This is a genomic window from Nostoc sp. CHAB 5715 (assembly GCF_020829685.1).
Taxonomy (GTDB): Bacteria; Cyanobacteriota; Cyanobacteriia; order Cyanobacteriales; family Nostocaceae; genus Nostoc.
Window position 1 is genome coordinate 1 of the sequence record NZ_JAIVFR010000605.1, and the last position, 4,740, is coordinate 4,740.

General features: G+C 39.5%; 3 protein-coding genes and 1 pseudogene. 1 reads left to right on the forward strand and 3 read right to left on the reverse strand.

The window, feature by feature from the left end:
* The first annotated feature begins 90 nt into the window (after positions 1–90).
* Positions 91–810 (forward strand): 4'-phosphopantetheinyl transferase HetI, encoded by a 720-nt coding sequence (gene hetI / locus LC574_RS27135; protein WP_229456769.1) that lies wholly within the window; start codon positions 91–93, stop codon positions 808–810.
* A gap of 96 nt (positions 811–906) precedes the next feature.
* Here hetI and LC574_RS27140 read toward each other — a convergent pair whose 3' ends face one another.
* The 3 genes and pseudogenes from LC574_RS27140 to LC574_RS27150 form a co-directional block, all read right to left on the reverse strand.
* Positions 907–1,710 carry an SDR family oxidoreductase gene (locus LC574_RS27140; RefSeq protein ID WP_229456770.1) on the reverse strand — a complete coding sequence of 268 codons (804 nt, stop codon included), beginning with the start codon at positions 1,708–1,710 and terminating at the stop codon, positions 907–909.
* 735 nt (positions 1,711–2,445) lie between these two features.
* Entirely contained in the window at positions 2,446–3,960 is a 1,515-nt protein-coding gene (locus tag LC574_RS27145; RefSeq protein ID WP_229456771.1) for a thioester reductase domain-containing protein, read from the reverse strand.
* A 2-nt stretch (positions 3,961–3,962) separates the two neighbouring features.
* Positions 3,963–4,740 (reverse strand): annotated as a pseudogene (locus LC574_RS27150) (2-nitropropane dioxygenase); the annotation flags it as partial.

Consider the following 4,740-nt stretch of genomic DNA (forward strand, 5'->3'; position numbering starts at 1 on the left):
ATGTTCCTGAAAATAAAACCAGATTCACCCATAATACTTGTCGTAATTAAATAAACTACTAGAGTACAACTCCCTTGACTTGTTGACTCAATGACCGCTTCTAATGATATTTGGCTACCTGCACCGACAGATTTAACTCTATTACAGGATGAGATTCATATCTGGCGCATAGAACTTGACCAACCAGAAATACAGCTGCAAAATTTAGCAGCGACTCTTTCCAGTGACGAAATGGCTCGTGCTGAACGGTTTTATTTTCAGGAACATCGGCAGCGTTTCATTGCTGGCCGTGGTATTATCCGAACTATATTAGGTCGCTATTTGGGTATCCAGCCCCGACAAGTGCAGTTTAATTATCAACAGCGTGGCAAACCAGTATTAGCAGATACATTTGCCGATAGTGGATTGGCATTTAACTTGTCTCATTCTCAAAAGCTGGGTTTGTGTGCGGTGAATTGCACCCGCCCAATTGGTGTAGACCTAGAATATATTCGCCCGATATCTGATTTAGAAGCTCTTGCCAAACGGTTCTTTTTACCGAGAGAATATGAAATGTTGCGATCGCTATCTCCCAACCAACAGCAAGAGGTATTTTTCCGTTACTGGACTTGTAAGGAAGCTTATTTAAAAGCAACTGGAGATGGACTATCCCAGTTAGAGCAAATTGAAGTATTGCTGACTCCCACAGAACCAGCCAAGTTACAAATATCTGAAGACTGGAGTCTTTTTGAACTAGTACCTGCTAACAATTATGTTGCTGCTGTTGCAGTGACAAATTTTGGTTGGAACTTGAAGTGTTGGCAGTATTAGTCATTAGTCATTAGTCATTAGTCATTAGTCATTAGTCATTAGTTTTTCTTCACCAATGCCCCATGCCCCATGCCCCATGCCCAATGCCCAATGCCCCTACTTATCCTCCTGCATATTTCTCACAATCTTTGTTACCAGCTTTCTAGGTGCAAATCTGACGCTTTTTGCAAGTATTTTATTGAGCAAACCCGGAATGACAATGGTTTTGCCCTTCATTAAGGCGTGAAAACCAATTTCGGCTACTGTTTGTGCATCCATCATCCTCTTACCCTTGAGTAACTTAGAGTCAGCCATCCCAGTTCTTTCATGAAAGGCAGATGCGGTTGAGCCAGGGCAAAGAACTGTCACAGTGACACCTGTACCTTCTAATTCATTAGCGATCGCTTCTGAAAAAGATAAGATATAAGCTTTAGTAGCAAAATAAACCGCCATCAAAGGCCCTGGTTGAAAAGCAGCAGCTGAGGCAACGTTTAATATTTTGCCTTCACCTTGCTTTACCATGTGTTTCACAAATAGTTTAGTTAAATGAGTGAGACACACCAAATTTACCTGTAGCATTTCCAGTTCAGTAGCTAAGTCTGTTTCGTGAAATAATCCATAGATCCCAAATCCAGCATTATTTACCAGCACATCAACCTGAATATTGGCGAGTTGCAACTCTGCGAAAATTTCTTCAGGAGCGGTTGATATAGATAAATCCTTAACAATAATTTTGACCGAATTTCCAAATTTTTCTTGGAATTTAGCTGCAATTTCTACTAGTTTTAACCCGTTTCTGTCTACTAAGACCAGATGGTAATCATGAGCAGCAAAAATACATGCTAATTCGTAGCCAATTCCAGCGGCTGCCCCAGTAATAAGAGCAGTTTGTTTGCCCTGACTTTGATGTGTTGTGTTCATGTAAGAATATTGGTGAATTCAATTTGATGAAGCTGCGTTGCATTTAGAGTGGTTCTTAATCTACAATTAAGTACGCGTAATATCTGAACCGACAATAAATGTCTTGAGTTATTACCCTTTCAATTGCTTGTGTAATGCGTTGGATAGGTGTAGCAGTCCAAACGTAAATTTAGGATTTATGCATTGAATAAGTTGGGCATTAAAGAAGTTCGGTTATTTCAAACTACTAGCGCTGGCTTTTGATTACTCACAAAAGCCAGTAGATAAAATCAAACTTTTATGCCCGACACTAACCATTCTATCCTCAATTGCTTCTGTCAAGGGATGAATCCTAAAAAATTACATTACTGAGCATAAAAAAACAGGGCAATTATATTGCCGCTGTTAATGTATAAGTTGTTGCTGGCATTTGAAATATTGGCTATTCAGTAGTACTGAGTTTTAAAAAATGGACTAAATCAAATTATTTTGTAGGGTGCCTTAGGAACCAGGGCTATTTCGTTCTAAACATAAACCGCCCAGAACTAAAGTTCCCCGGCTCATAGCTTAAGTCCACTTTAGTGGACTAAAAGCCTTTCTTAGTCGTCTTTAGACGAATGAGTGCTATTAGCCTCAGAATTTATTCTGAGGCGGGCTAGATGAGAATGAAATAGCCCTGCTTAGGAACATAACGCACCGAAAGTATCCGAGATGGTGCGTAAGGAAAGTAACGCACCCGACGAAAGTTGTAAATTCTTAAGCGATATTTAAGAAACCGCTTTGAATCAAGTAGGTAGTATAAGTTATAAACAATTGAGAGTCAATTGGAGGACAAACAATAGAACTGCCTGCTAATGCATGGAGAGTATCTTGGCAGCTAATATGGGGTCTTCTAGCTTGCAAGTACAAATCAGGAATAGTCAGTTGTTCATCAGACCAGCGTTCCAGTAAAAATGGTCGTAGAGTGTACAAAGGATTGTCAGCAGAAGTCACATTATTGATTAACTCTGATTGCCATTTCTCGTAGGGAATCATATCAACTGAATAACCAAAAGAACGTATCCACTCAACTAATATTTTTAAAGAAACAGGTTGGGGATGTTGTAAATTGAAAGCCTTCCCTATGGATTCTTTTTGCCGTGATAGATAAACGATCGCTTTACTTACATAATCCACAGGAGACATATCCAACATATAATCTACATCAGGGAAACTTCCCATTTGTAGACAGCCCTTGGTCATCAAATTGATAAAGTCATGTGTGTTACAAATGCCTGTTTTGCTATCACCAGAAATCAGTGGTGGTCTATGGATAGTTACAGGAAGTCCACGGTCACGAGCAATTTTGACTAACTTTTCAGCTACCCATTTAGTTTGTGAGTAACCAAGATAAATTCCTTCCCAATGATTGAATTCATCCTGTTCTTTAACAACCTTGCCAGCATAAGCAGTGGATTCAAAAACAGCAACACTAGAAACGTAATGTACAGGCTTGACTTTAATTTGACATGCCAATCTCAAAACTTCTTGAGTTCCTAAAACATTGGCTGCCTTCAGTGCGGAGTAAGGAAAAACATAATTCAACAAAGCACCACTATGATATATAGTATCAATATTGGCAGCTAAAACTTGAAACTGTTCCGAACCAACACCTAACAATGGCTGAGATAAATCACCGACAATAGAAATAATTCTGGAATTAAATTCTTCCTGCCAAATTGCATACTGTTGCAGATTCTTTTGGAGTTTGCTTTTGCCTTCTTCGGCATTAGCAGCACGCACTAAGCAATAAATATCTGCCTTGGTTTCCTGTAGCAATTCCCGGATGAGAAAAGCTCCTAAAAAGCCGGTTCCTCCAGTTAAAAAAATGTTCTTGGGTTCACCAACAGCTACATTAGATGCAGCACCAGGATGGATAGTGGGGTCAAGTACAACCTCGGCACTTAAATCTAGAATTGAGGGTGCAGTGTTGGCATTAGAAGATGCTGCCTTTGTATCTTGAACTGGTGAACCATCTTGCACTTCTTCAGCTAAACGCTGTGAAAGAGCTTCAATATTTGGGTAATGCCACAGCAGCAATGGAGACGGTTGAAATCCTAGCAACTTTTCTAAGTTACTTACTAGAATCATTGCTTGGGCTGAATCCAACCCATAGTTTTCTAAATGTTCTTTGACATCTATTTCATCAGTTGCTACTCCTAGCAACTTAGCTAAGTTAGATACCAAAAATATTTGAATATCGTCTGCGGTGAAAGACTGTTTTATAGTCATTTTTAAATCTCCAACAATGATGTAGAACGAACAGGGTGATATTGACTGTAATAATCGGAAGCTTGCAGCCCTTGAATTTTCAAATTTTGAACACGATACAAAAAGGCTGCACCAGTCATAATTTGATTAGCAACATCAACTACCTGACGATTATTTGGTTCAGACAGATAGGAACCGCGTACCCAGTCATTGAAACCGCCCATTGCCGGGCCACACCAAATTTGATAATCGACTTCTCTACCTTTTTCACCAGAACTAGACCAGCGAGAAGATAATCCTAAATACCAGCGAAAAATCAACGCCATTTTCAATTTAGGATTATTGACTGCTTTCCCAAGTTTCTCAGGATTCTTTTGGGACAAATAAGCTGCCGTTCCTTCCCATACTTCAGCAATAGTTTTGCGAAAAACTTGTTTTTCTAATTTCTCTCTTTCTGCTAAAGGAATCTCTTCAATGGAATCATAAGCGCGATAGAGTTCAAATAATTTCTGCGCTCGCATGGGGAACATTGTACCCCGTTTGAGAACTTGTAATTTAACTCCCATTTCAAACATATCTGCTGCTGGAGCCATAATCATATCAGCCATTTCTGCTTGGGCTAGTAACTTTTTGGTATGTTCACAAGCCCCAGATTCAACACATGACTGATTAATGGAACCGGTCATTACATAAGCAGCACCCATCATAAAGGCTGCTAATGCTGATTGTGGTGTACCAATTCCCCCTGCAACGCCAATTCTAATCGGTGTTTGGTAATGATATTGTGCTTGAATTTCATCT

Excerpts from the sequence above, each read along its gene's own strand:
- hetI (WP_229456769.1), top strand. The coding sequence starts at position 91 with ATGACCGCTTCTAATGATATTTGGCTACCTGCACCGACAGATTTAACT.
- LC574_RS27140 (WP_229456770.1), bottom strand. The coding sequence starts at position 1,710 with ATGAACACAACACATCAAAGTCAGGGCAAACAAACTGCTCTTATTACT.
- LC574_RS27145 (WP_229456771.1), bottom strand. The coding sequence starts at position 3,960 with ATGACTATAAAACAGTCTTTCACCGCAGACGATATTCAAATATTTTTG.